Raw genomic sequence first — 26,549 nt, 5'->3', positions numbered from 1 at the left:
ACCAATGAAACAACGATTAAAACACCTACCCAAAATATGGGGCTCCCTGCTTGGAAAAATGCTGCTTGGCTGGGTCATCTACCTGCCTATCTACCTGTTTTACGCTTTTGGCTTCTGGCTTTCGATGCGACTTACCCACCTGCTGGATATTGATTTCTGGCAGGCTTTGGGTATGGTCATTCTGGTCCGCTACGCAAAAAACCTCTGGATTATCTCGGGAAAGATGGCCAGTAAACCAACGGTCGAAATCTACAAACAACCCTACCAGGTGCCCGAATCGGCCTTACAGCCTGGCCTGTGCATGTACGGAGACAGGCTGCTGCTGAACACGCCGGGCGATGGGTTGTTCGATGCGCAAACCGGACAGCCCTTTGTCGGCATCGGCTTGCAGTTCTCACCCACCCAAACAAATTAATAACTAATCACAACCTATGCAAACGTCCCCGACGATCCCAACCCCCGACCAGACCCAGCAAGCCGTCCTCACGCTGATTGCCGCCCTGAAAGCCGACAAAGACCTGTACCATGCCTACCAGGCGAATATTGCCATGGCGATTAAGGATGAGCGAGACAAGTACACGAAAGACTCCGAAATCGATAAAGAGTTAATGCATGAAATTGCCAACGCTGGTGCGATTCGGTTTCTGAATATACTGTGCGAAGGAGCCGAAGACCCAGCGGCCCCGCTGAACGGTGCGCCCTACTCGCTGAAGCCCGAAAGTTACCTCGAAAAACTTACTGACCTACAAACAAAAATTGGCTACAAACCCGGCTCAGTGCATCCGGTAGCGATGCTGGGGTTAATGGGTGAAGTTGGGGAGGTGAGCCAGGAAGCCAGGTTCGAAGAGTGGGCAAAGTTTGTTCCGGATGGACAAAGGATTGCTAATAAGCTCAATAGACGAAGCGGCAACTTTGAGCTTAACGCTGGTATGCTTGATTCGATAAAGAAGGACATTCGAGATATTCATAAAGACATCATTTTAGTTGCCATTGATGACGACGAAGCCTTCGATAAGGAACTGGCCGATACGTTCTACTACCTCAAAGCGGTTGCCGCTGGCCGGGGGCTGACCATCGAAGATTTGGCCCGTATGAGCTACCAGAAAGTCATCGAGCGCCGGGGCCAGGTAGTCGAAGGCGACCCCGCCAAATAGTCTTCTCGCCCAACCACGTATAAGCCCATGAGTACTATAACAAAAATAACGGTCAAGGTCATCCGCGACACCAAGCCGCCTTACGGTACGATTACGTCAGTTGAAATCACGTCCGGACGACCAACGGATAAAGTGCGAGGTGTCGAAGCCCTGGCCGTTTTAAACGACGCCATGCAGCAGATAATCGAACAAATGAAATAGTTTTTCTCAACCAGTCTCTCAGCCAACGCCCGTTTATTTGACGCGTTTTGGTTGAGAGATAAACCCACCAAATCAATGCGCGTAATTAGCTTATACCAACCCTATGCTACCTTAATGGTGCTGGGCCTGAAAACAAACGAAACCCGTTCGTGGGACACCAACTACCGGGGGCCGCTGGCCATTCATGCCACTGCCGGCATGCCCAAATGGTGCTGTGATCTACTGCAAGAGGAGCCGTTTAAAACCGAGCTTGCAGGGATCGAATTACCAAAAGGGTGCATTGTCGGCACAGTAGAAGTTATTGGCACCGTGGACGCCAAAACGTGGGCATTTGAGGCCTGTAAGAAAATAGGATTCCAGAGAGACCCGAACTGGAAAAAGACGCTACAGGAAATTTGTTACGGCGACTATTCAGAAAACCGCTTTGCCTGGCAGACGAAAAACCCCGTCCTTTTTGAAACGCCCATCCCGGCCAAAGGCAAACAGGGCTTTTGGAATTACGAGATACCCCCACTTAACCAGCCCACCAACCAATGATGCAAACCATTGACCCGGTCAAAGCCCTTGGCCCCCGTCAGCTACCTACCGAAAAGCTACACATTGCCGTTCTGATGGCTCACGCCTGTAACACCATTATGCTTGGCGTCTGCGACGACGTTAAGGAAACCGAAGCCTACAGCCAGGAAATCAAGATGCTCACCAACCAGCTTACCAAACGGCTGGACGTTCACATAGAACGGTTCTACAAGGGAAACCTAGACGTTGAACTGACGCACTACAAGCTGGTCCGGATCGTCGAGGAATCTATGATGCTGGTCTGCCGCATGGAACCGTCCCAGGTCGAGACGTTCAACAAACTGATTACACTGATTCGGACGGGATCGGTCGAACTACCCGCCGACGATACGGCCATAGATGCTGTGCTGACCCAAAAGAGCCTACTCCCCGCACCCGCTGCGGAAACCTTACCCCTGCGAATACAGCGCAAACGAACCAGGGGCTTCAGGCTGCCCGAAAATACCGTCTGCGTGACCCGCCCCGGCAAGTGGTCGAATCCGTTCACCGTCGAGGAGGAAATAGAAAACCTCACCCAGGCCGGGAAAAAGGCCGGGTTCTACTCGGTCGCTGAAATCGAAAAACAGGCCCGTATCAACGTGGTACAGAAGTTCCGCGATATGATGAACAACCTGAATTCCCACGAGGTCATGCCCGAAGTCCGGGACCGCTTCAAATACATGAGGGACCGTATTTTCGACCTCAAAGACAAAAATCTGGCCTGTTACTGTAGTCTCGACGGCCCCTGCCACCGGGACGTATTGATCACCCTTGCCAACCCGATCAGCTAATGGCAACCCACGCCGAATTTATCGAACAGAATGCCACGGCTGAAAATGCGGCCGGGGAACGCTACCCCGTCTGGGCAAAGGAAACCACGCTGGGTAAGCACAAGACACAGGAGTACGTCAGTGCCTGGCAACTCAGTGAGCAGGAATACCAGCGTGTCGCCGAAACGGGCATGGTGTTCGTCCGCATGGTAGCAGGCCAGCCGCCTATGCACGTTTACTGGGCTGATGCCTGTCAGTTCGAAGGGCAGAGTCAGGAAATGAAGCACCCCGACTGCTTTGATTTACCTGTCTACCGGCAAGCGGCCACCTTCAACGGTCAGCCCACGTTTACGCTCACATCGGCCTGGAAGCTGCGGGAGTACGGGCTCAAAGAGGTAGCCAACAACCACGGCATCGTATTCGTGTCGACTGTAGGCTGTATGCCGGAAATGGAAGTATTCGGCATTAACCCAATTGACTAGGCCATTCCATGCCCCTGTCGCGCTGACAGGGGCATTACGACACCTTTAATGACCTTAACCACTAATCACTACCCAAATGACACTATTTGATTTAGCCCTTCGCCTGACGGGCCGGGAGTACGGAAATGAGATAACGAAGCAGGAAGAAGAAGCCGCCAAAGACGCGGGGCTGGTTGTGGTCTTTGGGGCGTCCGACGATCTGATTGAATTCAGGGGCGCCATTCATGACGAACGATCAGGCCCAGGCTCAATCTACCTGAACCGAAAAGGGGAGTTTCTGGACGATGAAGACATGCAGATTTATACCGGGATGAATTACCCCTACAAAGAGATACAAAGCCACTGGTGCCCGCCTGGCGCACAATCATCATGGGTGCTCGGAGCCAACATACCGCATGCCTATTTTGTGATTTTTGAGGACAAGGAGCCGTACTGTGTGGGCATCATCTTTTCAATGGACGACTTAAAAACAGAACAGGAAAAAGAGCTACTGACCTAAGTTGGATTACAGGGGAAATCGATTGTATCAAATGCCCAATGGCTTCCGTTGGGCATTTATTTTTTACATTTATTTTCACTATGAATAGTAAACTTAAAATAAAGTACTATATTTACATCATAGTTCAGTACTTAAATCAGCTACCACAATGGAAAAACAGTTAATGATCGGCGGACAGGCTTTAGTTGCATTAGGATCGAGCCGGACGACAATCGATACCGACTACCTGATTAACGACAAGACCAGCAAGCTGGCGTTCTCCCATGACAAGGCCAAGAACGTAGACTACTGCAACGCCAATGGGCTGAAGTTCTTCGCGGCTATCTGGAAGATGGAAAAAAACAACATCGGCCCTCTGGCCAGCCCGCAGGCCCTGCTGGAACTGAAAGCCTTCTCCTTCGTTCAGCACTGCCAGAACGGGCATTTCACCAAGGCCGACGATGCCGAGTACGACATCAAGTTTCTGGTCCGCAAGTTCGGCCTGACCGAAATCAAAATCGCCAATAAGTTCATCAGTGAGGGCGAACTGTTCGAAGTCAACAAAGTCATTCAGTCCGTCCGCAAAGCCTAATCATTCACCCTGCTTAAATCAGCTACCCCCATGAAAATGCCTAATTCAGCCTACGAAATACCCGAAATCAGCATCTCGGTCAAGTACAAAAAGTCTAAGGCTGACCTCAAGCTGTACACCGTCCGCACATCAAGCGACGTGGCAACCTTTGCCCGTATGTGCTTCAACGCCGACGAAATCGAGTGGCGGGAAGAAATGGTAATGATCTGCCTGAACAGCCAAAACGAGGTGTGTGGCTACTATAAAGTCAGTTCAGGCGGCATTTCGGGTACGCCCTGTGATCCTAAGGTTGTGTTCACGGTAGCCCTGAACTGCTGCGCCAGTTCGATCATCGTAGCCCACAACCACCCCAGCGGCAACCTCACCCCGTCCGAAGCGGACCGCGATATTACCCGTCGCCTAAAGGATGCGGGTAAGACGCTTGGTATTTCCCTGCTGGACCACGTGATTATTACCGTAGGCAGCTACTATTCATTCGCCGACAACGGCGCATTATAACCCCCAATTACCCCAATGGCTAACAGTAAAGGCGAAATCAATGATTACTTAGTTACCGAAGCGGAAACAGGCAAGAAGTGGCTCTACGGCTCTATGCGGGCTTTGCTCGCCCACAAGCAGAACCCAATTAATTTAACGGAGCAGCGCATCAGTCAGATTCGCCGGGAAACCGGTTGGCCCGTCACAGTGCAGGGCTGTACGATCGACAAGTTGCGGAAGTGGTCGGTTAGTGAAGTGATGCTAGACAATCAAAATCAAGTATAATTAATCAACTCATTAAATCAGCTACCAGCATGAAATTACAACACACCAAAAAAGGCGACACTGTTTTTATTGTATCAATTAATCATGGAAACCGAAAACCAGAAAGCAAAGCATGCCTGGTTGTACAGGCGGGGCCAAAATGGGTATCGGTCAATATTTACGGTAATAAGATAGATCGATTTGAACGGGAAAGTGGCGAACATGACGGAGGTAACTATTCTCCTCAGTACCGAGCTTATCTCAACGAACAGGCTTATGCTAACGAGCAGGAGGCCAAAGAGCTTCGTATGACGTTAAGCCGATCAATAGCCAGCCAGCCCTTATCTATCCTTCGCCAAATCAATCAGCTAGTCAATCAGGAAGCATGAAACGAACCGTCTTTGTCTTTGCCAGCGAAGCCCAGCAGACAGCCGCCAAGGATTACCTGCTCCGCACCAATACGCCCTTTTACGCCAATTTGACCTATCCCTACTGGCTGGACACCACCGCCAAGCGGGCACTCAAGCTGGACCTGCCCGCCAATCTACAGTACGTTAAATGCTACTCCAATCGCTGCTAAGTTTATGAATCACCTGACCGATTACTACGGTGCCGAAGAATGGACGTTAAACGGGTTCAGGGTCGTTTTCGGATTGACGATACCCTACGCAGAAACAATCTTAACCCGCGTTAATGCCGAGGACGACACAGACGAGTTTCTGCAACTCTGGATGAATTCGTACGAGGAGTACTACCAAACCATTAAGGCATACCATACCGCGTTTGGCTTTTTTCCCGGTATTGGCGACGAAATAGCCGACTCAGATTGCAATTTTTTGCGGATAGAGTCAAGGTTGATCCAAGCGGATTCTGTTACGTTTCTCCTCGACCAAAAATCAGACTTTGGCAACCAATCCGATGAATAAGCTACCCCTGAAAGCGTATAAGGTAGGCCGTCTGCTGACAATCCTGCTGGACGGTAGAATTATCTACTGTGAGAAACTGCCCCTTTATAACGGCGCTACGGCACCCACGGCGGCAGGCCGGTTCCATATTAACCAGACCGATTTCATTGCTGACTACGTGGGCCTGTTTCTGCTCAACCCAGGCCGCCCCAGCCAGTTTGTGTCCGTACAGGACTTAAGCCCTACCAACCGTCTACCCCGTACTGACAAGCGCATTCAGCGCCAGTACTCACTCACCAACCCAAAAAAGCCCGTCCGCGATATATGGAAAAAATCAGTACGACCATCCCTGTAATCGACTACACGACCGCTTTCTTTACTGCGGCCGTTATGGGTACGAAAGCGTTTCACGCCGGACTGGTTTGCGCGCCCTGCGTGGATAAGGAACTCGAAAAGCTGGTGTACACCAACGGTTTTGACCATGCCCAACGCTGTGCGCTGATGACCGCCTGGACCGATAACTGGCACATGGCCAATGCCAACCAACCCTTTAAAGACTAAGCAGCCATGAAAACAAACTACTTTATCGGCCAGTCCGTCGTGCTGGCTGTAAATCCCAACCCCGTAGAGGTCGTCTACATTATCCGCGACATTCAGGTGTATGTAGAGTACACAGCCGTAAAAGCCATTGCCGAACTGGAAGTGGCCAGGGACTACGATCTGCCCGATGGGGGTAAGATCACGCCCGGTAATCGCCGGGAGGAAAACGTGCTGCAACTTAAGCCGTGGCTGAGTCAGCAAGATTTGGTCTGATTACTCATCACTAAAAACCACTAAACCAGAACAACCATGTTAAACCAAGCCGCCTACGAAGCCCTGATTAATTTGAATGACGATACCATAATCCGGGTATATCCTGATAATCTCCCACACGTTACTAGCCTGGAATATGTCATTATGATCGACGGTAACGACCTGTCTGAAAATAGCAACTTTGCAGGGGTGTATGTCAATCAACATGTGGATATGAACGACTGGGTTTCCCACTCCGAAGATGCCCGCTTTGGGGGTGACGGATCCATTGCTATTAAGACAGACAGCTTAGGACGCCAATATACTGAGTGGCGTAATGGTGATTTCTGGGAGCCTTTTACGGTTAACGATTCCAGCGTACAGGAGCGAGTTCATTACTACGGAAGCTAATTTACTCCCTCAACTTTTGCGGGGAGTCCCTGTTTAGATTGCCACTCAATCGCACCTTCGGGTATCAGGCTATTCTGATAATAACCTAATACAGATAAGGCAATGAATGTAGTTAACCTTACGCTAACTTTAGAAAACTCAGTCCACACGTATCAACTGGCCGAATTAGTCGATGATGCAAAAAACACGTTATTTTCAGACAGTCGGCATTATCACGGTTTATCTAAAGAAAAGCCCGGGCATTTTTTTTGCGCCAAAGCCGGGGGCTTCTCATTCGAGTGTACACCGGGAAAAGTCATATGGCTAGCCTTAAACGATAATGATATTGACTGGGATTGGGCTAATAGGCAGGCCGACATTATGCGTCGGGTAGCATTTGGGGAAAACGTTGCCCGGTGGTCAAAGAGTTAATTGCATAAATGCCTGACACTGACTGTCAGGCATTTATTTTTCATAAACTATTAATAATCATTATATATTTCAATAATATTTATTATATTTACATCACAATAATTCACTACTTAAATCAGCTACCACAATGAAATCGCAGTTAGAAGCCCTGGTAAAAACGTTGGAAAGTCGCCGGGTCGAAGTGAAGAAAAAGCTGGACCCGAAAGGCTACCCGATTTTGTCCGCCACGCCGTGGATCGTTGCCAGTGAAGATGCAGTCTACACCGTAATGGCTGACTCTGACAACCTGGCTCAGGTTGAAATCGGTCAGGTGTTTCCTACTCAGTTTTCAGAAGCTGCGGCCAATGATCTGTCCGCCAACTTCTGCGCTTCCAATGGCCACGGGCCAATCGAATGGGTACTAATGACCCCGAAGGACTTTTACACCATCAAGTCAGCCGAGCTTAAACAGGCCATTCACGACCTGAAAAAGTCAATCCGCAATCTATAAATCTATACACCCCCGGCTGATGATACCGGGGGGGATGAATTTACTTTCATGAGCAACGCCCCCAAGCCCGACACCATCCGACGACTCCGCAAAGTCACTACGTTCGGCAACATGCTGAACGGCAAGCTGTCGGTCATTAAGCGGGACCAGTTTCTTAATGCGCTGCTTAACGTCAAGAACGGCATTTGTTCGCTGACCGTCGAGATAATCGGGGAGAAACGGACCGGAAAGCAGAACGGCTACTACCATGCCGTCGTGGTAACCATCATCCGGGATGCCATTAATGAAGCCTACGGGGAAGACCTCGACGACGAAGAAACCCACGAACTACTGAAACTGCGCTTTAATAGTAAACTGGTTTGGAATCCCGAAACAGGCGAATACGATAAAATGCCCATGTCTACCTCGCGGCTTAATACGGCTCAGTTCGGGGAGTACGTCGAGAAGTGCCGCCGAATGGCTAAGCGCGATTTTGATATTGACATACCGGACGCCGACAAGCTCTGGCGCGAAAATCAGCAACTCCAGTTAAAATAAACCGCCTGACCAACTACCATGGCAACCCAAGCACAGAAAGAACAAGCCGCCCGTCTGCTTCAATTAAAGGCCATTACGGGCTACAAAGCCGTTGACTGCGGCAAAGACCTGCCCGACTACTTTAAAGGGCTGTCCGCCATTGATTCGGGCTTTGATGAGGTAGTCGTAGGTGTAGGCGATAGTGCCTATGAAGCCTATCACGATGCCCTCGACAACATGAGCTTGTCGGCCGACACGGCGTATATGCCACAGCGTCACACCGGGTTCACAATGGGCAAGAAGTTAAGCCAGGGCGAAATCAGTGTCGGCTGGCGGTACTACGTTGGCATTTATTACACACTAAGCAAATGAGTCAGAAAATTAAATCGCCTGTAACCTACGGTCAGGCTATAGGCGTAAAAATAGCCTATGGAATTGAGGTTGGCATTTGTGATAAATCATGGAAAACTGTTGCCGATAACCTTATTGATCAAAACGATGAACCGATTAAGTGTTATACAATTATGGCGGAGCAACAGGCCGAAAAAGTAAGATCATCTATAGTCTCATCTGGAAAGTTGGATGAAGCTAATAAGCGACTTGATGAATTAATTAAAGAGCGAATAAAGCCCATTCCAGATGCGAAACTTTCAGCTTAACGGCACCGAATTCAACGAAGAGTCTACGCTAACCGTCACCGCCCCTGAACTGGGCACGATTACCGCCACACCCCTTGTTCAAACGTTTATCACGCAGGGGTCGGTGCTCGGACTGGATCTGGGTTGGCTACAAACCGCGCACCCCTGCCAGGCCCCCGGACAAACCGGCAACGCCCGGCTATCGCTCTACTCGAACGGCAAGGCTTACCACAGTCTGCAACTCGCCTATCTGTGCCCCTGCCCGCATCAGGCCCATAACCGTTCGCTTCGCTGGATGGTCAGCATCGACGGGGACGCGGTTCGGGCTGACTCGCTGGGTACGGAATCCAGGGAACGACATAATCACGCACTGGCAGCCGGGTATGAGCACCTGCAACCGGAACGGGTTGAACCCGCTACCGTACCGGTGCGGATCGTCAAGCCACAGGTGGCGCCCAAGCCGCTACCCTGGCCAGTAGCTACGCCCGCCGAAAAGACAACTAAACCCGTTCAGCTTTCCCTATTCTGATTCCCGTATTTAGTACGCCTACTTTCTTACTTGTTCAATTACTTAAATCAAATACCATGCAATTTTTCCAAGGCATTGCCGACCTCAACCTCACCGGAGACCTCCACATCGTTATTCGCCCCAATGGCGAAAAACTGTCTGTCAGTGTTATGCTCCGTAACGAAAAGTGTGGTGACCCAGCCGCCAAACAGATTGCCCCCATTGCCTTTACCGACTTACCGGCCACGATTGACGAAGGCTTTTTTGCGGCCCTCTCAACGCCCCTGAAAGAACACTCTGGCCTGCTGATCGGCATGGAAGCCCACCTAAAATCCGTCGAGGACGCCAAGAAAATTTCAGCCGCGGCCAAAGCTGCTGCCACTAAATCCGCTACTCCGGCTAAAGAAATTGCCAAACCAGCCCCGGCACTATCACCAGAGCAGATTGCCCAGCAGAAATTCGATAACCTGATGACTGACATCGACAAGCTGGTAGCGGACAAGAAGTACAACGAGGCCATCAAGAAGTTGCCCACGCCTGCCGAATTCCCCAATCACATACCCGCCGTAAGTCTCAAACGCAAGCAGTTGAACGACCTGCGCGCCTACGGCTTTATTACCCCGGCGAACGTATCACCAAAGACGGAAGACATTGCTCCGGCCGTAAAATCCGACATTGATGTAGTAGACTCGGAGGTTGATCAGGCCCAGGACGATGATTATTCCACGGAAGATCAGGACGACGAGGACAGCAACGTTGACGACACCAACGACGACTAATTTACCCACTACAGCAGCTACGTTAAATCACTTTATTATCCCAACCCCCAATACATCCTATGGCATCCCTACTGGTTACTACCATGCCCCGCGTTTTCAATTTCAGCCACAAAGGCACGACGATTCCCCTGGTGGATATCGACCCTAACATGAGTCCCGAGGCCATCCAGAATTTTTACGCCAACACCTATCCCGAATTGGTGTCAAGCAAAATCAACGGCCCCTCGATCATCGACGGGGACCGCATCGAGTACAAGTTCGAATCCGTCATGGGTACTAAAGGCTAGTATGCACGAGCAAAAACTACAACGGGCGGCTGACACCGATTCAGTCGCCCGCCCCATGCGATCCGTTCAAAAACCCGATTACTCCGTATGCAACCTGCACAGCAAACTAGGCAGCTTCCTCAACCACATGAACCGGCTAGCCGACGCGGCAGACGTACCCGGCAACCCGCGCCGGAGCGTACCCCTGAGCCAGTTGCCGATGCCCTTCTGAACCACTCCTTCGATTCGGTCTACATGATGGAGTCGAACGAGCTCAAGAACCGGGAAGCCATCGAGGATGAGTTTTTTTACGCCCTCTCTAACCTGTGCCAGTTTTACGGCTGGCCTGCTTACCGCGCCAAGGTGGTAGACGCCTATCCGGGCAACATTGCCCAGGCCTTCGCGTGGGCTCAGCAACGTCTGGAAAAACAGGACGAGAGTTTACACCTGCTGATCTGCCAGGATGAGCAACACGCGGCAACCCTGGCCACCGCTGCTGAGATGGGCATGGATACCGAACTGTTCTACATTCCCGTTCGGCCCTACTACCACCAGCTAAAAGACCACGACCGGCGCGACCGGCTGGCGCTGCTCGACTGCTTGTACTGCTACCTGAATCACATTGTCGAAATCCCGTTTTTTACCGAAAATGGCTATATCGGCTACCAGTACCACATGGTTACCGAAGGTGTAGAGTGGGAGGATGAGGATGAGGAAACAAAAGCCCACTACCGGCACATGGAGCAGTATATGGCTGACATCCAGAAAAAGGGGCAGGCCTGTCTGGAGCATTTCAACCACGCCTACGTACTGCTGCAATTTGCCGACCGGCTGGAACAGTTCAAGGTCAAAACCGCGCTCGACGAAACCCTGAAACGGATAGCCCAAACGGGCCTTGAGCTTTACCGTGAGTTCCCCCACCGGTCGATAATGGAGCACTGCGACATCAGCCTGAAAAACCCCGAGGAGCAGTATGGCCCCGACTTCGATTTGTCGCAAACGATGTCCTTCTACTGGATCGATTCGGACGACTCCTACGAAGCAATCAGCCACGCCATTGATTCCGACTTTGGTGAAGCCGAACCCCGCTACCCGACGACGTTTCAGTTCTTCGATACCCCGCAAACGGGCCAGCCCGGCAGCGCCCATGACTTTAGCTTTCACCGGCGCGTGATGAAACTGATACACACCTTTACGACTTACCTCTACAAGCTCGATGCAGAATATAACGCACCTGTTCAGTAAGACCTACAGCCCCGTTCAGGCGCTGGTCCTCATGCGGCTCAATGACCCCGATAAGCAGTCCTACTACGTCGAATCGCACGACATTGACCCCCAGACCGGCAAGCCCATCAACGCCCACCCGCTCAGCCACGAGGAAGCGAAAGCCCTGTCGGAAACGCTCTACCAGCCGCCGAAAAAGACGGCCAAAAAAGGCAAGCAGCCGCCGAAGGCACCGTTCCACTGCGCGGGCCTGTTCCCCGAAAACGTCCTGTACTTTAACACCGACAAGAGCGATACCGTCGTCTGGTACACCCCCGCCAAAGAGCAGCCGCTGTTCTTCAGTAAATCGCTCGAAATCGACAACGGCAAAGGCCAGGTACCGGCCCTGCTGTGGATTGCCACCCGAAAATCACTGCGGCTCTTTGCCCTCAAATCCAACAAACGACCCACGGCCAAAAGTCAGTTGTACTACGCCCCCTTTTTCAATACCAGCAGTGACGGGCACGTCTGCATGGGCAACGTCCAGAAGGATTTCGCCGGTGACGTTTCGCTCACCCAGTTCATGGACCAGTGGGAACACTACTTTTTTAACAGCTACTTCACCCACGCCAGCGCCATTCTCACCAAGACGAATATCGTCCAGCTTTGGAAGGAGCAGGTCGCCACGCCCCGGCCTTTTCCCGTCAGTGCCTTACTCGAAACCAAAACCACCCTTGCCCAACTGCTACAATGAGCCGTAAACACTACACAGCACCTTATCTGCTCCAACCGACCAATCCCATTACCGTAAACCTGATCGGGGCAGGAGGGACGGGCAGTAAGGTCATAACGGCCCTTGCCCAACTCGACACCGCCCTGTTTAATCTGGGACACCCCGGCTTGCAGGTCAATGTCTACGACGATGACGTAGTAACGCAGGCTAATCTTGGCCGCCAGTTGTTTGCCGAATCGGAACTGCACCTAAGCAAGTCAGTGGCCCTTGTCAACCGGATCAACCGCTTTTACGGCACCTGCTGGAAAGCCTTTACCTGCCGCTACAGCATCGAGGGACTCAAAGCCCGTCGTCGGACGGGGCTGGCCAACCTGACCATTACCTGCGTGGACTCGGTAGCCGCCCGCATCGAGATTGCCGCCATCCTCAACAAGCCGCAGAACAAACAGGACGGCCCCGAGCATAAGTACTACTGGATGGATTTCGGCAACAGCCGCTACACCGGCCAGTGCATCCTGTCGACCGTGGGTGAGCACCCGCAGCCCAAATCCGAGAAGTTTACGCCGGTGGGCCTGCTGCCCTTCGTCACGGACGAATACGCCGAGGTACTGGCGCAGTCGGAAACGGGCGATGATACGCCGTCCTGTTCGCTGGCCGAAGCCCTCACCAAGCAGGATCTGTACATGAACGGCACGCTGGCTACGATGGGCATGAGTTTGCTGTGGAACCTGTTCCGCAACGGCATGACCGACAGCCGGGGCTTTTTTCTTAATCTGGCCGATTTCCGGTCGCAACCCCTCAAAGTGTAATGAAAATCCTGTACAGTATCTACCACCGGGCCAAGTACATTCTGCCCCTGCTACGCGCTAAAAACTTTATCCTCATCACGCAGGAAGCAAACATCAAAGGAGGCTTTGACGCCAATTTGCACAGCAACTTAACCAGCGACGCAACCATCTGCTGGGTACTCCGGAAGGCATTCCTGCAGGTCGAGGCAGCTACCAATTCAGTAGACAGCCTGACCAACGAACTGGGAATTAAACGGGACGACGAGGAGCAGCTATGACAATCAACACCAACTACGAACTAAACCAAACCGTCTGGTTTCTGGACTGGCGGGGAGTGGCGCACAGCGGCACAATCAAGCGCATGAGCTACGACGAAAAGGGACTGTCTTACTGGCTCTACGTGCCCGGCATACCCTCCCCCGGCTTTTACGAAAACAAGCTGTTCAGCACGGAAGCCCTGGCACTGGCATCAGCCAATGTCGAGGAACTGACGCAGTACTACGTTCTTTCGCTGTATCACACCACGTCCAAGGATAGCCACATACTGCTGTGGGGCCCTGATAACGCGGGCTATGTACTCAGCAAACAGTACGCTGGTCTGTACGAAGAATTAACCCCCGGCTATCACGACTCGGAGCGCAGTATGCCTATCTCAAAGCTGTTGGCTGATACGCTGTTTACGCTGGTACAGCGCGAGGGGCAGGATAGGGAAATGATACCTAACACGCCGGAAGTTTGGGCCGCGCTGGGCCTGAAAGCGGATAAGAAAGAAAAGTGTTTAAAACGAATCAAGGCATGAAAATCGAAAAGTTTGATATCTACGAAGCCGTCCACGGCATCAGTGACGTGCGCTACATTGTGGCCATTATGTTCGGCACCACCGACCGGGCATTTATCAAGCGGGTGTTAAACCTGTCGGGCTACCCCTTCGGTTCAGAAACGTGCTTTGCCAGCCAGCTACGAGAAATTCACGGCGAATGGCTCAGCCGGGGTAAAACACTGGAAGGGCTACGGAGCTACGGGGGCATGGTTGATCCGTTCGACAAGCTGGAGGACCAGCTACAGGTAGAGCAGCTACAAAGAGACAAACAGGAAGCCAAAACCAATAAATAACCATGTTGCCACCGTATCCCCTCACCTGGCCCGCCGGTCGGCGTCGTCGCGCAACCCCGGAGTCGACAAAGACCGCCGTAAGTCTGGCCAGTGCCCGCGACCACCTGCTCAAACAGATGGACGCTCTCGGCGCTAAAATCATTGTGATAAGCTCAAATGCGGCACTTCGCAAGGATGGGCTACCGTCTGCGAGACAACCGAAGCTGGGGGATATGGGTGTCGCTGTCTGGTTTAAGTGGACCCTAACCAGCGAATGGCTGTGCATTAGTTGCGACCTATACGATTCAATTGCGGGGAACATTCGTGCGATCGGACTGTCTGTTGCGGAGATTCGTGGATTTACAAACAGGTTAGCCATCCCCATGTATGCGACGATTGGGGAACTATTCAGTTGTAAGCCACCACCGGTCGAACAGAAACCACCGCCAAAACAGGAAAAGCAGCCACCACCGCCCCACAAATGGCCAGAAGGTGACTGGCGCAATGTGTTGCAAATTGTGGGTAAGGTGGTAACCTACTCGCAGGTTCAGACGAACTATCGGCGACTGGCAAAACAATATCACCCCGACAAACCGGGGGGCAGTACTATCAAATTTCAGGAACTTCAGGAAGCCTACGAGAAGGCGAAAAAACACTTTGGATTCAAATAGCTATGAGCGTAATCATCGAAATAACTACCAAACTTAGTAATGCTATCCCGGTTGTCTGGGACCGCTACACCGTAACCGACGACGGTTTCTACGTTGTCTATGGCTGGATTGCCCGACCCGACGGCCAGCGCGATTTTGTGATCTTCGAAATGTGGGATTACGAAAAGCCGGAGAATGTATTCTGTACAACCTCATCGGCCAAGTACTCCAGACTGATTGGAGAGGTACTTTACGGCAGTTCGGACGATCACAATGATTGCCGGAAAATTGAGGAGTTGTTTACCGAATCAATACTTGTTCCTCAGCAGGAGGTTGCTAGACCAACCCCAATGCCCTTGCCAACTGATCAGCCAGCGTTACCGGTTGAGAAAATGAGTCAAGAGGATTTGGATACGTTAATGGGCACATTCATTGGTGACCGCCACGAAGTGGGCACGTTGCCGACGTTTGAGCTATTGTGGAGCTTCTTTTTAGCACATAGCCCCGACGCAGAAACGGTGTATAGCTTCTTTGAGGAAGTTGAAGAGTTGGGGTACCATGTGAAAGAGGAAGTCGAACACCCCTACGCCAAAGAGTGGGCTGGCTCACATACGGGCATCACTGAGAACGGAACGCCGTACCACATGACCTGTAGCAAAGAGTTTGCCGAGAGTCCCGAAATGAAGGAGCTACAGAAGGCAATCGACAAAGCAGCAGCAGATGATGAATCAATTTGAGGTAGGTGACTTGATCGAAGCCGACCTCGATGGTCGCCGGGTCAGAGGCAGGATAGAAACAGTAGGTAAGTACGGCTACTGGATACCCACCACGCACAGTAGCCACGGCAGCCGGAGGGTAGACTTTGACAAGGCTCAATTAATCGAAGAAAAAGCCAATGACGATAAAACCACTTAAACACTGCCCGCAAGGCCACCAACACATTTTTCTGCCGGAAAGCCTGTTATTCGAGGACTGCTACTACTGCCCAACCTGCGACGAAATCTATCACGTTAAACTGGTGAAAACAGGTAGGGAGTTTTTCGCACAGCACTTTTCAACCGACCGCTTCCAGGAGCTAAAAGACCGGGCACTAATGCAACAGGCCCGGCAGAAAGTAAGCCGGGACGATTTAATTAAACTAGGCATACTACAACCGTAAAAACACCAAAAACAGCATGGATGCCACAACAAGGGAAATGACACGAGGGGAGGTCTCGATATTTATCTGTCTGGAGCAAGCGGCCAGCGTAGACGGGCTATTTAAGGAGATTGCCGCTACCGCCGGGGGCTGGGTACTGAAGGCCATAGAAAAGCGATTTGAGGCCCACGGCCTAACGGTCGACAAAAAGGTAATGATTTTTATTCTCACGATTGGCAACGGAGTAGTCGGCCAGTGCGCACAGCACGTTGACAATATGGCTGAATGGGCCGGTAAGCAGCAGCAGACACAAATTGACTGGCGAACGTTCACCCACCAAATCTACCCGCACGGAATCCCGGTGTTTTAACGCCCACAGTAAAGGCTAACAAATGCCCAAGCCCGACTATAAATCAATAGTCGGGCTTTTTGCTGTTGAATGATTTAATGTTTGTTATATATTTGTTAATCATTATTATAAATCCTCTCCCTTTATGGCCGTTAAGTCCGGTAAGATAAAAGACCTGCGTTTGGATAGTAGAAACGCCAATACAGGTACCGAGGAAGGCGGCAAGCTGCTTCGCAAATCACTCTCCGAACTGGGGGCGGGCCGCAGCATCCTGGTCGACAAGAACAACAACATTATTGCCGGCAACAAAACCGCAGGTACCGCCGAGGATGCGGGCATTACCGATACGATCATCGTAGAGTCGGACGGCACCAAGCTGATTGTCGTGAAGCGGACCGATTTGGATATCGACTCGAAGGAAGGCCGTGAACTGGCTTTGGCCGATAACAAAGTCAGTGAGGTTAACCTGAACTTTGACGTCGAGGTAATCGACCAGATAGCGGTCGATTTCGGGGTACACCTCAACGACTGGGGTTTTGTACCCATTGAAGAAGAAGGAGAAGGAGCCGGGGGAGCCGGGGCCGGATCATCGGGCGAAAACAACTACTCCCGAAAAATCGAACCCCCGATCTACAACCCGTCCGAAAAAGCCCCGTTACTCTCCGAACTGGCCGACCAGACCAAGACCGTTGACCTCATCGACGAAATCAACGCCGAAGAGATTCCCGACGAAATCAAAGCCTTCCTGATTGCCGCGGCTCACCGGCACCGCGTCTTCAACTACGAGAAAATAGCCGACTACTATGCCCACGCCCCGGCCAGTATTCAGCACCTGATGGAACGCTCCGCCCTGGTGGTAATCGACATGGACCAGGCCATCGAATACGGCTTTGTCAAAATGAGCAAAAGCCTCAGTGAGCAGTACGCATTCGATCATCCATCCGACATAGACGAAGATACCGCCGATGCGACCCCAGCCAACTAAGGAAAACTTTGCCGTTCTGATCCTAACCCACGGACGGGCTAATAACGTCGCTACGATTGCTACCCTGCAGAAAAGCGGCTACACGGGCCGGATTGTTATCGTCATCGACAACGAAGATGCCCAGGCAGAGGACTATTACCGCAACTTTGGCGATCAGGTCGTGATGTTCGACAAGCTGGCCGTTGCCGAATATACCGACGAGGGCTACCACGACCATCAGGACCGACGATCGATCACCTACGCCCGTAATGCGGCCTTTACCATTGCCAAAGACCTCGGCCTGCAGTACTTCATGATGCTGGACGACGACTACGTTAATTTTCAGTACCGCTTTAACGATAAGCAGCAATACTGTAACTCCAACATTAAGAACCTGGATGCCGTACTCGACGCCATGCTTACGTTCTACGTCTCGATCAACGCCCACAGTATTGCCTTTGCGCAGGGGGGCGACTTCATGGGGGGCGGCAATGGCACCTTCGGCAAGAAAGTGACGCTCAAACGCAAATGCATGAACACCTTCATTTGTGACGTTGACCGGCCGTATCTGTTTCGGGGGGTCTTCAACGAGGACGTAAACACCTACACGACGCTATCCCAGCAGGGGTGTCTGTTCTTCACGCTCACCAACGTAATAATCAACCAGAAAGAAACGCAATCTAATCCTGGCGGCATTACCGAACTCTACCAGAAGTTCGGCACCTACGTAAAGTCATTCTATACCGTGATGTATTCCCCCTCCAGCGTGAAGATAGCGATGATGAACTCGTCGCACAGCCGGATTCACCACGAAGTACGCTGGAAGAACACAGCCCCCAAGATTCTGCACCAGCGCCACAAAAAGACGCAGTAAGTGTAATCCAACCCCGGCCGGCATAGATCCACCAGGGGGGGCAGGAAAAGGGCCACGTAATAATGAAAAAATAATGAAGTCTTATGCCCAGCGGAGAAAACTCACTCGCCAACCTAAAGCCCATCAAGCCGGGAGAAAGCAGAAACCCCACTGGCAGGCCTAAAGGCCCGATTACGCAGTTTCTACGGGAGTTTGGTGACGCTACCGAGATTGAGTTTTCGATCACCATCACCAAGCCAGGCAAAGACGGTGCGGTGGAAAAGTCGCGGTCATCGGCCTCCATCAGTACCGGGCAACAGACCATTAACCAGGCGGTCGCGGCCCGGCTCCTTCAGATGGCCATGAACGGCGACATAAAAGCCATTCGCGAAGTGCTCAACCGAACCGAGGGCCGGGTGCCGCATCCGATTGTCGTAGCGGGCAGTCGCAGTGGTGGGGGTGCTGATCTGAAAGGCTGGACGGTCGAAGAACTGGACCGCTACGAGGAATGGCAGCGGCAGACTCAGGCACAGGCGGAATCCATCGACTACGAAGAAGTAAACGACAACCCCGAGGAGTAACCATGCGTATTGACTACTTACCCGCATCACGATTCAAAGGACGGCCCGTGCCGGACTATTGCTTTGTGGTGCCCGACGTATTCATTCCGCACCTGTTTAATCATAACCCGGTCCAAATCTGGTACGGCAGCCGCTTTTCGGCCAAGTCAGCCACCAAGGCGCGTGAACTGCTCGGGCGCTGCGCCGGAAAAGACTACTTCCGGGGTATCTACGCCCGCCAGAATCAGGTCGACGTAAAGAACAGCCAGTACCAGCTCTTCAAAGACATCATCAACGCCCGGCCCTGGCTCAGTAACCAGTTCGTTTGCCGTGACTCCGATTACACGATCATCAACACCATTACGGGGAATATGCTGCTGGCGGGTAGTTTCGACAATCCGCAAAAGATCATGAGTATTGCCGACCCGACCGATATCTGGGTCGAGGAGCCGATTACCAAGTACGGTGAGATTAGCCAGCAAGCCTTTATCAGTATGTTCGGTTCGCTCCGGAACCAGTACGAGATACCGCCCCGCTTCCACTTCACGTTCAACCCGATCAGTATTGAGTCGTGGATTTATGAGCTGTTCTTCGATAAGAAGACCATCCCCTGTAATGCGGTACTGGCTAACTACGGCGATAACCCGTTCTGTCCGTCACACGCCTTTAAGTTCTTCGACTGGCTGCTGACGGTTGACCCCGACCAGCACGAAATTGACGCACTCGGCAAATGGGGCGTACCCAAACCCGAAAACCCGTATTTCCACCGGCTGCTTGCCAACCCAGGCAAATACTTCGGTAAAGTCGAATACAAGCCGGGTCTGCCCGTCTACCTGATTCACGACTTTAACGTGGTCAACTCAGTACTGATCATGCAGAAGCAGAACGGGGCTCCGGTATTCCTCGACGAATACCACATCGACGGGCTGGATCTGGAAGCACTGTGCAAAGAACTGTGCATGAAGTACGGCAAGAACTTCCTGCTGTTTACCGGTGACGCATCGGGCAACAATGCCAGCGCCTACACGAAGGGTAACCAGTCGGCCTGGAATCTGATCCGGGGTTACATGATGAAGTACGGTGCCAAGATGACCAACTACGATGCCGTCCCCAAGTTCAACCCCGGCACCGACACCAGCTGCTTTATCTCGAACGCCCTGATCTCGCACTACCTGGGCAAGATGCGGATCGACCCCGACAAGTGCCCCATCACAACGTCCGACATCAAAAAGATGCGCCGGTTGTCGGACGGAACCCTCGACAAGAAACACGCCGACAAGAATGGATATGGTCATTTGGGAGATTGTTTTAGGTACTCATTATGTAATTTTGAGTATACAACTTATAAACAAATAATTCAAAATCATAATGTTAACCCATAGATAATCATGCGGACACATTGCGTTATTCTTTGTATATTTATGGTAGTTTATACCCTAATACTATGCAAAAAGAAATTGTTACCTATAACGGCACCCGGTTTATTCGGTACGGAACTGCCAAATCAAGAAGTGACCGCAAGTACTTCCGTGGTCAGGTTAAGGTCAATGGTTGCTGGGCTAAACAGTACCTACACCGGTATATGTGGGAATGTGAAGTCGGGCCTATTCCTGACGGGTATGAAATTCACCATGTGGATAATAACCCAGACAACAATACGATTGGCAATTTCGAGTGCAAACTTAAGGCTGACCACATGTCAGATCATTGGCGAGAAATACCCGGTAAACTTGAAATGTCTATTGCTGCCCTTGAGTTGGGAAAAGAAGAAGCAAAAAAATGGCATGCTTCACCAGAAGGCATTGAATGGCACCGACAAAATGCGATCAACTGCGGATTTGGTCTCAATCACGAAAGGCGATCAATTAACTGTGAACAATGCCAAAAACCCTTTGAGGGTATTTATCAGTCTCGCTTTTGTTCCAACGCCTGTAAGGCAAAGTATCGTCGGGTTAATAAGCTCGATCATATTGATTTTACCTGTAAGTTTTGTGGCAAGGTGTTCAACGAAAGCAAATACGCTAAGCCCGATTGCTGCTCTAAAACCTGCGCCCAACGGTTACGGTTTAGAAAGTAATTTCTATCGACTTGTAAAGAGCCGACTCTTAGCTGCTATGGCTAGGGGTCGGCTCTTTTGTTTGGGAGATTGTTTTAGGTACGCACTAGTAAACTTCGAATACTCCACTTATAAACAAATCGCCGGTAACTACGGCAACGCCTAACATGAAGCAATCCACCGCAGCCCGTCCCACCCGCGACAACTACCTGATGGCCCTCAATGCGCTGGTCGGTAGCCTGGCGGTTACCGAGTTCAAATCCTGTGACGTATTCGGCATCTGTACCCAGCACGCCGTACCCCAAATGCTGATTCATGCCCTGATGGACATGGGCTTTATCGAGCGCATCGAGGACGCCAAAGGACTGCTCTACAAAGCCGCCCGGAGCCTGTACAACGTAACCCCCGAACAGGCCATTAACTGGACCAAGCGGGCGGAGAAAGAAGCGAAGGAGGCCGCGCAGCAAACCAGTACCACCACCGCACAACTAACTACTACCAATATGGCTAAGAAACAAATCATCTGGCACAGCCCACTGGAAGAACTTGGCAAAGCCGAAAGGCTGGAGCTGGAAAAAGCCGCCAGCCAAAAAGCAAGGCAAACGGCAGCCGCGCAACCCGTAGCCGCCAAGCCCGCCCCGGTTGCTGAAGCCGAACCCGTTAAGCCCCTGCCGGTGGTCGTGGAAGCGCAACCCGTAGCCTCCGCGCCGGTTATCGATCAGACTGAGAAGGAGCGCATGAACGAAGAGAAAGTAGTCACCATGCTTTGTGAGCATAAAAACTGCAAGGAACGGCTGTGCGAAGTCTGTCACGAGTTTAAAAGCAAATGGCCCCTGATTCTTGGCCCCGCTCAGATAATCCGCGATACGCAGAAAACCACCGGCCAAAAGCCACCCTGTACGGGCAACTGTGGTATGAACTACTGCGACGAACACGGCTGTGTAGACCAGAAACAGCTTACGGTAGTACAACCGCTAGCCCCTAAGCCTAAAGACGCTTGTTCGGGCGACTGCGACAACTGTTTCTGTGAAGCAGCCGGATTGCCCACCCCGGCCACTACGCCCGTTCATGCGGTTTGTACCAACTGCGTAGACCCTACGGTTTGCACCGTTGCTGGCTGTGAGTTAGACGACGAGCCGGTCTATGCCAACCCGCAACCCGTACACGCCAACGGTGAGTATGTCGTATCGGATAAGGAGGGTAACAACTTCCACGCCGACAGCTACGAGGCCATTCTAACCATTGCCAAAGACGTAGCCGGAGCAACGGGTGTCAAGACCAAAATCTTTAAGTGTGTCGCGGAGGTAGAAGCCATTACCGTATTCGAGATAACGCCGAAAGCCTAGCTGTATGACGCCGGAACAACGGGCCACCGTCGCCCACATTGGACTGTCTAATCGAATCGCAGACGCAGTAGCGGAATTACTGATTACGCGAACCTTGATGCATGGTGATGGACAGATCATTGTCGGAGCCGCAACGCGCCCCACCTACGGGGAACTAAAACTACACGCGCATTTCAATCAATTTAACCAACCCCCAATTCACGTTGCCATGAAAAAGAGAACTCTACTCGCCAGCACAGTAGCCCTAATCGCCGGAGGTATGATAGGTGCTGTTAGCCCGATACCCCCGCAGGCCGAGCAACTAACCAAGAACCAGATCCAGCAGGAGCAGCAGCGCGGCAGCCAGTCCAGCGACCAGCAGCAGGAAGCGACTAAAACCGCCCGTCAGCAGCCCGACGCCAACGAGCTCAAAGACTTTGCCGACCAACTAAGCTACGCACTACCCAGCCACAACCCCCAGCAGTCGCGCCGGTTCTACCGCAACGTCAGCAACGGCCACGGCGGAGGCTTCAACAAGATCACACACAGCCGTCGAACCAAGCGCAAGCATCGCCGGGCCTAATCTAAGAAAAGTACTACGGCAAAGTGGTCTTTCTCCGTAGTAAAAACCTAAGACCTCCTATTAGAATAATACAACTCTTCAGTACCATGCAACCAGCAGAAACAACCCCCACGACTACGTCACCAGTACCAGCAACCCAGTTTTCATTCTGCATGCCGCGTCAGCCGCAGCCATGTATCCAGTATACGGGCGAAAACCTGGAAGCCCTCAACACCTTCCTGCGCTATTTCGGGGGTCAGGATGCCTTTCTGGAAAAGGATGGATCGGCTAACATCTTCACGACGTACCGGGGGGAAACCCGCCATTGCTACTGCAAGCCGGGTGGCTGGGTGCGGGTGCTCGGCACCTGCCAGTTTACCGCCATGAGCGACCCCGGTTTTGAGCAACTCTATACCCTCGTTTAACATGAGCATCTACCGGATTGATCAGGCCGATTTTAGGGGCGTCATCGTGGATATCAACGCCACCGATAACATACAGTGTTCGCGGGTACAGAACGACGAGCATACCGATGCCGACCAGCTTTGGTTCTTCGAGCCCAGCCAGCCACTGGCCGAAAACGAAATGGCGGGTAAGTCCTTTTCCGCTGGCGAGATAACAAGCGGGGAAATCGTCGTCGTTAAGTTCGATCACTCGGCGGCTATCCTGCCCATCCTCCAGGATTTGGCAATCATCTACGGAAACCTAGTAAAAGCAGGAAAATGAGCCAAACGAAAGTAATTCTGATCGCTCCCAACGGGGAACAGGTTAACGTCATGATGCCGAGTCTGCCCCGGCCCGGTGATTTGCTTAGTGTGGAGAGTGCAACCTTTATGCCGCCCGACAACAACAGTAAACAACAAGCCCGGTGGAGCCTGATTGTCTTTGCCGTCGTCAGCGTCAAATGGCTAATCATCAGTGAGGGTAATGATGCCATTGCCGAGGTAAGACTACGTATTTCGGACACCAAACTACCCGCGTAAACAGTACACATTCATTCACCACTAACCAATAAACCAATGCTTACTAACAAAGAAATCGAAGAAATCAGCCAGCGCGTGGCTCAAACCCTCCAGGGAGAAAGCCCGGTAGCTGTTAACGGTTGCAGCATGATGCCCCTGCGTCCGGCTATCAACGAGGAGCACATCAACGAAGTCGCGGCACAGTGTGTCAGGGAAATCGTCAACTCGTTGCACAGCGACGAGGAGCAGTTTATCGCCATTGGCCGGATTCGGGACGGGATCAGCAAGCACTGGGACGACCAGTTGCGCACGTCGAGCGAGGTGGTCAAAATCAACTCCGACCGCGCCAACAACCTTAGCCGCTTCATTGAAATGACGACCGTACGGTAGATGGAAGGTCACGACTACAAGCTGCTGGGTGGGAACATCAGCGCCCACCCGCAGCTACTGTCCTGCCGGATTAACTGCTACGATGCAGCCCTGGCAGAACTGAACATTGATTCCTCTGTCTGGATCGACGGCGTCATTGACATCTCCGACATTTCGGTGGTCAAGGCATCAGCAGAAGAAGGAGAGGAGCAAATCGGTACCCGCGCAAGTGTACTGCTTAAGTCGGGGGATTACCTGCTGATTAACGTGGATTACAAGACAGTGCTAAATATCTGGATCAAGTGGCAAACCCATTCTCATTGACTGTCGGACTAAAGGGCGTTACCAGCCCCGAACCCGCCCTACTGATTAACGATTTGCCCGGCATCAGTACCGAACTGGTGTCCGGGCTTTCCAACGCTGACAAATCAACAGCCGGCGATGTCTGGGACCGGGTACAACCCCCCGCCCTCAACAAGCTGGCGTCAATTATCAAAAACGAGCTGTCGAAGTCGGCGGACTTTATGTACGAAGCCGCGCGGACGGTCGAACCCGAATCACTATCGGCCAGTCCCGTAGCCCTGCAAGCCGCCCCCAACCTGGTGGGCGTACTACTGCGGGTGCCCTTTTCGCCTTACTCCGAACTGGCCGTCCTCTCGTTCGCCTGCTACTCACTCTCACTGACAGCTGTGACGACGACGCTCTACGTCTACGATGCGGTATCGGGGGTTCAGCTTACTACGGGCTCGGTAGTCGTCCAGCCGGGCTACAACGAACTGACGACGGTAACCAAAGCGGCCAACCTCACCATGGGGGGGCTTAAGTGGTTTGTCGGCATCGATGCGTCGAATCTGATTCTGCAGGAACTCGGCACCAGCGAAACGGGCTGGAGCATCAGCCAGTCACAGTACAGCGTAGACTGTGGCACGATCCCGCTTGCCAGTAGCAAGACTGCGGCCAACTTCGTCTATAGCTACTGCTATGGGTGGGCCGGGGCCAGCATACGCTGCTCACTGGATAAGGTCATGGCCAAGTACGCCGACCAACTGCAATGGGCCTACGCCAATGTCTGCGGCTCCCTGCTGATGGCCGAAAAGCTGGGTTCGTCGAACATCAACCTGTTCACCAATACGAACCGCGACTTTACCGAGGACCGGGAAGCTAAGTTCATGGATGAGGCCGTAATGCTGGCTAAGCCCGTATGCCGCACCATCATTAAAGAGCTACGGGCCACCCCCGTCACGCAAACAGATCCGGAGTTTCAGGGCGGGTACTTTGTCGGCGGATTCGTATGAGCCACGACGAAGCGGTACAGGCACTAAGGACGCGGGCAAACCATCACATCCGCCTGGCCGAAGAATACTCGCATCAGGCAAAATCTAATGAATGGTGGAAGGAAAGGCTACCGTACCAGTGTAACTACATCGCCTTACGTATTGATAAGTACAACGAATCAGCAGAACAGAACGCCCGCCATGCCCGGCGTTACCTGCTGAAACTTGAACGGTGCAAGAACCTAAAACCCAAAGCCCATGCACAACCTGGTCGAACATAGTAAACTAATGGGTACGGCAGGTACAGTAACGATAGGGATTCTGCTGGCAATGCTGCTATGCCTGGAAATCGTCTACGCCGTTGCTAGCTCGAAAAACAAACCCGACAACCCGCACCACTACAAGGATTGCCGCAAAAAGTACAGAAACAAAAACTCACCCAAATAAATAAACATGGACACACAACCCCCTAAAATGCGCCGACCCATCGACGGACTGATGGATGAACTTAATGTACTGATGGCGGTAGAAACGCTGGAGTACCACGACAAGAACTACCTGGCCGGTAGCAACAAAAGCCGCAGTGAAGAACGTACCCGGTCGCTGCAACGCTGCATGGACCGGGCTATTACGATCTACAAGCAACTGCAAGAGCTTGCGCGTCCGGAGCCGCAAACAGCCAACGTGCAAACGCCGGTACTGGCCGGACGAACGAGCGTTAAACCCAGTGCGGATATGGTAACAAATCGCGGTGATGGGCGCTGGATCAAACTAACCGACCGCAAGCCGCCGTATGGCAAATTGGTCTACACCCGTAGCCCAGGCGGAACAGTCGGTGCCTATACGCTCTACGAACTGGGCTGGAATTCCTGGGTATCGACCGACAACGAGGAAATCGCCGAGTGGTACGAGTTCTTTACCTGGGACACGCCGGTAGCGGACCCCGCAGGACGAACAGAATAACCCTTGACTGTCAACGTAT

At 52.2% G+C, this 26,549-nt stretch carries 52 protein-coding genes; all 52 read left to right on the top strand.

Annotated elements, in window-relative coordinates; all coding sequences use genetic code 11:
* Nucleotides 1-4: 4 nt before the first annotated feature.
* Complete coding sequence (locus tag NT073_RS24810; RefSeq protein ID WP_297379034.1) at nucleotides 5-415, top strand: hypothetical protein; 411 nt, start codon at nucleotides 5-7, stop codon at nucleotides 413-415.
* Nucleotides 416-431: 16 nt separating this feature from the next.
* Nucleotides 432-1,154, top strand: coding sequence for a hypothetical protein (locus NT073_RS24805; protein ID WP_297379032.1), 723 nt, complete (start codon nucleotides 432-434; stop codon nucleotides 1,152-1,154).
* A 27-nt stretch (nucleotides 1,155-1,181) separates the two neighbouring features.
* The gene (locus NT073_RS24800) at nucleotides 1,182-1,355 is read left to right on the top strand and encodes a hypothetical protein (protein WP_297379030.1); all 174 of its coding nucleotides are present in this window, start codon (nucleotides 1,182-1,184) and stop codon (nucleotides 1,353-1,355) included.
* A gap of 75 nt (nucleotides 1,356-1,430) precedes the next feature.
* Nucleotides 1,431-1,892 carry an ASCH domain-containing protein gene (locus NT073_RS24795; protein WP_297379028.1) on the top strand — a complete coding sequence of 154 codons (462 nt, stop codon included), beginning with the start codon at nucleotides 1,431-1,433 and terminating at the stop codon, nucleotides 1,890-1,892.
* Nucleotides 1,889-2,701: a DUF4326 domain-containing protein gene (locus NT073_RS24790; protein ID WP_297379027.1), complete on the top strand. Its 813-nt coding sequence runs from the start codon at nucleotides 1,889-1,891 to the stop codon at nucleotides 2,699-2,701. Before NT073_RS24795 ends, NT073_RS24790 begins: the two co-directional genes overlap by 4 nt.
* A complete protein-coding gene (locus NT073_RS24785; RefSeq protein WP_297379025.1) occupies nucleotides 2,701-3,162 on the top strand; it encodes a hypothetical protein in 462 nt (153 codons plus the stop codon). The genes NT073_RS24790 and NT073_RS24785 overlap by 1 nt, the downstream gene beginning before the upstream one ends.
* A 76-nt stretch (nucleotides 3,163-3,238) precedes the next feature.
* The gene (locus tag NT073_RS24780) at nucleotides 3,239-3,661 is read left to right on the top strand and encodes a hypothetical protein (protein WP_297379022.1); all 423 of its coding nucleotides are present in this window, start codon (nucleotides 3,239-3,241) and stop codon (nucleotides 3,659-3,661) included.
* A 148-nt stretch (nucleotides 3,662-3,809) separates the two neighbouring features.
* A complete protein-coding gene (locus tag NT073_RS24775; protein ID WP_297379020.1) occupies nucleotides 3,810-4,232 on the top strand; it encodes a hypothetical protein in 423 nt (140 codons plus the stop codon).
* Nucleotides 4,233-4,262: 30 nt separating this feature from the next.
* Complete coding sequence (locus NT073_RS24770; RefSeq protein WP_297379019.1) at nucleotides 4,263-4,730, top strand: JAB domain-containing protein; 468 nt, start codon at nucleotides 4,263-4,265, stop codon at nucleotides 4,728-4,730.
* A gap of 15 nt (nucleotides 4,731-4,745) precedes the next feature.
* The gene (locus NT073_RS24765) at nucleotides 4,746-4,994 is read left to right on the top strand and encodes a hypothetical protein (protein WP_297379017.1); all 249 of its coding nucleotides are present in this window, start codon (nucleotides 4,746-4,748) and stop codon (nucleotides 4,992-4,994) included.
* Between the two features lie 29 nt (nucleotides 4,995-5,023).
* Nucleotides 5,024-5,362: a hypothetical protein gene (locus NT073_RS24760; protein ID WP_297379015.1), complete on the top strand. Its 339-nt coding sequence runs from the start codon at nucleotides 5,024-5,026 to the stop codon at nucleotides 5,360-5,362.
* Nucleotides 5,359-5,553: a hypothetical protein gene (locus NT073_RS24755; RefSeq protein ID WP_297379013.1), complete on the top strand. Its 195-nt coding sequence runs from the start codon at nucleotides 5,359-5,361 to the stop codon at nucleotides 5,551-5,553. The genes NT073_RS24760 and NT073_RS24755 overlap by 4 nt, the downstream gene beginning before the upstream one ends.
* Nucleotides 5,554-5,557: 4 nt before the next feature.
* Nucleotides 5,558-5,899, top strand: a complete 342-nt coding sequence (locus NT073_RS24750) for a hypothetical protein (protein WP_297379011.1) — start codon at nucleotides 5,558-5,560, stop codon at nucleotides 5,897-5,899.
* Nucleotides 5,892-6,233: a hypothetical protein gene (locus NT073_RS24745; protein ID WP_297379009.1), complete on the top strand. Its 342-nt coding sequence runs from the start codon at nucleotides 5,892-5,894 to the stop codon at nucleotides 6,231-6,233. The genes NT073_RS24750 and NT073_RS24745 overlap by 8 nt, the downstream gene beginning before the upstream one ends.
* Nucleotides 6,203-6,439, top strand: coding sequence for a hypothetical protein (locus tag NT073_RS24740; RefSeq protein WP_297379007.1), 237 nt, complete (start codon nucleotides 6,203-6,205; stop codon nucleotides 6,437-6,439). The genes NT073_RS24745 and NT073_RS24740 overlap by 31 nt, the downstream gene beginning before the upstream one ends.
* A gap of 6 nt (nucleotides 6,440-6,445) precedes the next feature.
* Nucleotides 6,446-6,691, top strand: coding sequence for a hypothetical protein (locus tag NT073_RS24735; RefSeq protein WP_297379006.1), 246 nt, complete (start codon nucleotides 6,446-6,448; stop codon nucleotides 6,689-6,691).
* A gap of 36 nt (nucleotides 6,692-6,727) precedes the next feature.
* Nucleotides 6,728-7,081, top strand: a complete 354-nt coding sequence (locus tag NT073_RS24730) for a hypothetical protein (RefSeq protein ID WP_297379004.1) — start codon at nucleotides 6,728-6,730, stop codon at nucleotides 7,079-7,081.
* Nucleotides 7,082-7,619: 538 nt separating this feature from the next.
* Nucleotides 7,620-7,982 carry a hypothetical protein gene (locus NT073_RS24725; protein WP_297379001.1) on the top strand — a complete coding sequence of 121 codons (363 nt, stop codon included), beginning with the start codon at nucleotides 7,620-7,622 and terminating at the stop codon, nucleotides 7,980-7,982.
* A gap of 48 nt (nucleotides 7,983-8,030) precedes the next feature.
* On the top strand, nucleotides 8,031-8,519 hold the full coding sequence (locus NT073_RS24720) for a hypothetical protein (RefSeq protein WP_297378999.1): 489 nt from the start codon (nucleotides 8,031-8,033) through the stop codon (nucleotides 8,517-8,519).
* Nucleotides 8,520-8,537: 18 nt separating this feature from the next.
* Nucleotides 8,538-8,870 (top strand): hypothetical protein, encoded by a 333-nt coding sequence (locus NT073_RS24715; protein ID WP_297378997.1) that lies wholly within the window; start codon nucleotides 8,538-8,540, stop codon nucleotides 8,868-8,870.
* Nucleotides 8,867-9,157, top strand: a complete 291-nt coding sequence (locus NT073_RS24710) for a hypothetical protein (protein WP_297378995.1) — start codon at nucleotides 8,867-8,869, stop codon at nucleotides 9,155-9,157. The genes NT073_RS24715 and NT073_RS24710 overlap by 4 nt, the downstream gene beginning before the upstream one ends.
* Entirely contained in the window at nucleotides 9,138-9,665 is a 528-nt protein-coding gene (locus NT073_RS24705) for a hypothetical protein (RefSeq protein WP_297378994.1), read from the top strand. The genes NT073_RS24710 and NT073_RS24705 overlap by 20 nt, the downstream gene beginning before the upstream one ends.
* Nucleotides 9,666-9,721: 56 nt before the next feature.
* Nucleotides 9,722-10,423 (top strand): hypothetical protein, encoded by a 702-nt coding sequence (locus NT073_RS24700; RefSeq protein WP_297378992.1) that lies wholly within the window; start codon nucleotides 9,722-9,724, stop codon nucleotides 10,421-10,423.
* A 59-nt stretch (nucleotides 10,424-10,482) separates the two neighbouring features.
* On the top strand, nucleotides 10,483-10,710 hold the full coding sequence (locus NT073_RS24695) for a PRTRC system protein C (protein ID WP_297378990.1): 228 nt from the start codon (nucleotides 10,483-10,485) through the stop codon (nucleotides 10,708-10,710).
* 1 nt (nucleotide 10,711) lies between these two features.
* The gene (locus NT073_RS24690; protein WP_297378988.1) at nucleotides 10,712-10,921 is read left to right on the top strand and encodes a hypothetical protein; all 210 of its coding nucleotides are present in this window, start codon (nucleotides 10,712-10,714) and stop codon (nucleotides 10,919-10,921) included.
* A 23-nt stretch (nucleotides 10,922-10,944) separates the two neighbouring features.
* Nucleotides 10,945-11,934: a hypothetical protein gene (locus NT073_RS24685; RefSeq protein WP_297378986.1), complete on the top strand. Its 990-nt coding sequence runs from the start codon at nucleotides 10,945-10,947 to the stop codon at nucleotides 11,932-11,934.
* Nucleotides 11,906-12,646, top strand: coding sequence for a PRTRC system protein B (locus tag NT073_RS24680; protein ID WP_297378984.1), 741 nt, complete (start codon nucleotides 11,906-11,908; stop codon nucleotides 12,644-12,646). Before NT073_RS24685 ends, NT073_RS24680 begins: the two co-directional genes overlap by 29 nt.
* Nucleotides 12,643-13,434, top strand: coding sequence for a PRTRC system ThiF family protein (locus NT073_RS24675; protein ID WP_297378982.1), 792 nt, complete (start codon nucleotides 12,643-12,645; stop codon nucleotides 13,432-13,434). The genes NT073_RS24680 and NT073_RS24675 overlap by 4 nt, the downstream gene beginning before the upstream one ends.
* The gene (locus NT073_RS24670; protein WP_297378981.1) at nucleotides 13,434-13,691 is read left to right on the top strand and encodes a hypothetical protein; all 258 of its coding nucleotides are present in this window, start codon (nucleotides 13,434-13,436) and stop codon (nucleotides 13,689-13,691) included. Before NT073_RS24675 ends, NT073_RS24670 begins: the two co-directional genes overlap by 1 nt.
* Nucleotides 13,688-14,212, top strand: a complete 525-nt coding sequence (locus NT073_RS24665; RefSeq protein WP_297378979.1) for a hypothetical protein — start codon at nucleotides 13,688-13,690, stop codon at nucleotides 14,210-14,212. Before NT073_RS24670 ends, NT073_RS24665 begins: the two co-directional genes overlap by 4 nt.
* Nucleotides 14,209-14,526 carry a hypothetical protein gene (locus tag NT073_RS24660; RefSeq protein WP_297378977.1) on the top strand — a complete coding sequence of 106 codons (318 nt, stop codon included), beginning with the start codon at nucleotides 14,209-14,211 and terminating at the stop codon, nucleotides 14,524-14,526. The genes NT073_RS24665 and NT073_RS24660 overlap by 4 nt, the downstream gene beginning before the upstream one ends.
* Before the next feature lie 2 nt (nucleotides 14,527-14,528).
* Nucleotides 14,529-15,176, top strand: coding sequence for a J domain-containing protein (locus NT073_RS24655; RefSeq protein ID WP_297378975.1), 648 nt, complete (start codon nucleotides 14,529-14,531; stop codon nucleotides 15,174-15,176).
* Nucleotides 15,177-15,178: 2 nt separating this feature from the next.
* Nucleotides 15,179-15,892 (top strand): hypothetical protein, encoded by a 714-nt coding sequence (locus tag NT073_RS24650; RefSeq protein WP_297378973.1) that lies wholly within the window; start codon nucleotides 15,179-15,181, stop codon nucleotides 15,890-15,892.
* Nucleotides 15,876-16,070 (top strand): hypothetical protein, encoded by a 195-nt coding sequence (locus NT073_RS24645; RefSeq protein WP_297378971.1) that lies wholly within the window; start codon nucleotides 15,876-15,878, stop codon nucleotides 16,068-16,070. The genes NT073_RS24650 and NT073_RS24645 overlap by 17 nt, the downstream gene beginning before the upstream one ends.
* The gene (locus NT073_RS24640; protein ID WP_297378969.1) at nucleotides 16,051-16,314 is read left to right on the top strand and encodes a hypothetical protein; all 264 of its coding nucleotides are present in this window, start codon (nucleotides 16,051-16,053) and stop codon (nucleotides 16,312-16,314) included. The genes NT073_RS24645 and NT073_RS24640 overlap by 20 nt, the downstream gene beginning before the upstream one ends.
* Before the next feature lie 16 nt (nucleotides 16,315-16,330).
* Nucleotides 16,331-16,663 (top strand): hypothetical protein, encoded by a 333-nt coding sequence (locus NT073_RS24635; RefSeq protein WP_297378967.1) that lies wholly within the window; start codon nucleotides 16,331-16,333, stop codon nucleotides 16,661-16,663.
* Between the two features lie 124 nt (nucleotides 16,664-16,787).
* On the top strand, nucleotides 16,788-17,627 hold the full coding sequence (locus NT073_RS24630; RefSeq protein WP_297378965.1) for a hypothetical protein: 840 nt from the start codon (nucleotides 16,788-16,790) through the stop codon (nucleotides 17,625-17,627).
* A complete protein-coding gene (locus NT073_RS24625) occupies nucleotides 17,608-18,480 on the top strand; it encodes a hypothetical protein (RefSeq protein ID WP_297378963.1) in 873 nt (290 codons plus the stop codon). Before NT073_RS24630 ends, NT073_RS24625 begins: the two co-directional genes overlap by 20 nt.
* Nucleotides 18,481-18,563: 83 nt before the next feature.
* Entirely contained in the window at nucleotides 18,564-19,040 is a 477-nt protein-coding gene (locus NT073_RS24620) for a DUF5681 domain-containing protein (protein WP_297378961.1), read from the top strand.
* Nucleotides 19,041-19,042: 2 nt separating this feature from the next.
* The gene (locus NT073_RS24615) at nucleotides 19,043-20,401 is read left to right on the top strand and encodes a phage terminase large subunit (protein WP_297378959.1); all 1,359 of its coding nucleotides are present in this window, start codon (nucleotides 19,043-19,045) and stop codon (nucleotides 20,399-20,401) included.
* 62 nt (nucleotides 20,402-20,463) lie between these two features.
* Nucleotides 20,464-21,096 carry an HNH endonuclease signature motif containing protein gene (locus NT073_RS24610; RefSeq protein WP_297378957.1) on the top strand — a complete coding sequence of 211 codons (633 nt, stop codon included), beginning with the start codon at nucleotides 20,464-20,466 and terminating at the stop codon, nucleotides 21,094-21,096.
* Between the two features lie 146 nt (nucleotides 21,097-21,242).
* Nucleotides 21,243-22,421, top strand: coding sequence for a hypothetical protein (locus NT073_RS24605; protein ID WP_297378955.1), 1,179 nt, complete (start codon nucleotides 21,243-21,245; stop codon nucleotides 22,419-22,421).
* A 4-nt stretch (nucleotides 22,422-22,425) separates the two neighbouring features.
* Entirely contained in the window at nucleotides 22,426-22,983 is a 558-nt protein-coding gene (locus NT073_RS24600) for a hypothetical protein (RefSeq protein WP_297378953.1), read from the top strand.
* Between the two features lie 86 nt (nucleotides 22,984-23,069).
* Nucleotides 23,070-23,387 (top strand): hypothetical protein, encoded by a 318-nt coding sequence (locus NT073_RS24595; RefSeq protein ID WP_297378950.1) that lies wholly within the window; start codon nucleotides 23,070-23,072, stop codon nucleotides 23,385-23,387.
* Nucleotide 23,388: 1 nt separating this feature from the next.
* The gene (locus NT073_RS24590) at nucleotides 23,389-23,688 is read left to right on the top strand and encodes a hypothetical protein (protein ID WP_297378948.1); all 300 of its coding nucleotides are present in this window, start codon (nucleotides 23,389-23,391) and stop codon (nucleotides 23,686-23,688) included.
* Complete coding sequence (locus tag NT073_RS24585) at nucleotides 23,685-23,945, top strand: hypothetical protein (protein WP_297378946.1); 261 nt, start codon at nucleotides 23,685-23,687, stop codon at nucleotides 23,943-23,945. Before NT073_RS24590 ends, NT073_RS24585 begins: the two co-directional genes overlap by 4 nt.
* A 36-nt stretch (nucleotides 23,946-23,981) precedes the next feature.
* Complete coding sequence (locus NT073_RS24580; RefSeq protein WP_297378944.1) at nucleotides 23,982-24,314, top strand: hypothetical protein; 333 nt, start codon at nucleotides 23,982-23,984, stop codon at nucleotides 24,312-24,314.
* Nucleotides 24,315-24,617, top strand: coding sequence for a hypothetical protein (locus tag NT073_RS24575; protein WP_297378943.1), 303 nt, complete (start codon nucleotides 24,315-24,317; stop codon nucleotides 24,615-24,617).
* A complete protein-coding gene (locus tag NT073_RS24570) occupies nucleotides 24,596-25,588 on the top strand; it encodes a hypothetical protein (protein WP_297378941.1) in 993 nt (330 codons plus the stop codon). Before NT073_RS24575 ends, NT073_RS24570 begins: the two co-directional genes overlap by 22 nt.
* Entirely contained in the window at nucleotides 25,585-25,848 is a 264-nt protein-coding gene (locus NT073_RS24565) for a hypothetical protein (RefSeq protein ID WP_297378939.1), read from the top strand. Before NT073_RS24570 ends, NT073_RS24565 begins: the two co-directional genes overlap by 4 nt.
* Nucleotides 25,826-26,014 (top strand): hypothetical protein, encoded by a 189-nt coding sequence (locus tag NT073_RS24560; protein ID WP_297378937.1) that lies wholly within the window; start codon nucleotides 25,826-25,828, stop codon nucleotides 26,012-26,014. Before NT073_RS24565 ends, NT073_RS24560 begins: the two co-directional genes overlap by 23 nt.
* Before the next feature lie 6 nt (nucleotides 26,015-26,020).
* Entirely contained in the window at nucleotides 26,021-26,530 is a 510-nt protein-coding gene (locus NT073_RS24555) for a hypothetical protein (RefSeq protein ID WP_297378934.1), read from the top strand.
* Nucleotides 26,531-26,549: the final 19 nt, after the last annotated feature.

The organism is Spirosoma sp. (assembly GCF_026391055.1).
Classification (GTDB): Bacteria; Bacteroidota; Bacteroidia; order Cytophagales; family Spirosomataceae; genus Spirosoma.
Note: the sequence above shows the minus strand (reverse complement) of the source record. Positions and strands in the feature narration are given on the sequence as shown.